Annotated in this window: 1 pseudogene; it reads left to right on the top strand. The window is 52.7% G+C overall.

The window, feature by feature from the left end:
- A pseudogene (locus ACYVAA_RS23025) lies at window positions 1-550 on the top strand (IS3-like element IS3 family transposase); the annotation flags it as partial.
- Window positions 551-653 lie beyond the last annotated feature (103 nt).

The following is a 653-nucleotide window of genomic DNA, read 5'->3' on the forward strand; positions in this document are numbered from 1 at the left end:
CTACCGCGCACACGGCCTGCCTGTGTCAGAAAATCTGTTGGAGCAGGATTTTTACGCCAGTGGCCCGAACCAGAAGTGGGCAGGAGACATCACGTACTTACGTACAGATGAAGGCTGGCTGTATCTGGCAGTGGTCATTGACCTGTGGTCACGTGCCGTTATTGGCTGGTCAATGTCACCACGCATGACGGCGCAACTGGCCTGCGATGCCCTGCAGATGGCGCTGTGGCGGCGTAAGAGGCCCCGGAACGTTATCGTTCACACGGACCGTGGAGGCCAGTACTGTTCAGCAGATTATCAGGCGCAACTGAAGCGGCATAATCTGCGTGGAAGTATGAGCGCAAAAGGTTGCTGCTACGATAATGCCTGCGTGGAAAGCTTCTTTCATTCGCTGAAAGTGGAATGTATCCATGGAGAACACTTTATCAGCCGGGAAATAATGCGGGCAACGGTGTTTAATTATATCGAATGTGATTACAATCGGTGGCGGCGGCACAGTTGGTGTGGCGGCCTCAGTCCGGAACAATTTGAAAACCAGAACCTCGCTTAAGCCTGTGTCCATATTACGTGGGTAGGATCAGAACTCCATCCAGTCGTTTGGGGTTGCTAATGACGTCCTGCATCCGCTTAATCTGGTCGGGCGTAGACATATA

Source organism: Echinicola sediminis, from assembly GCF_054777495.1.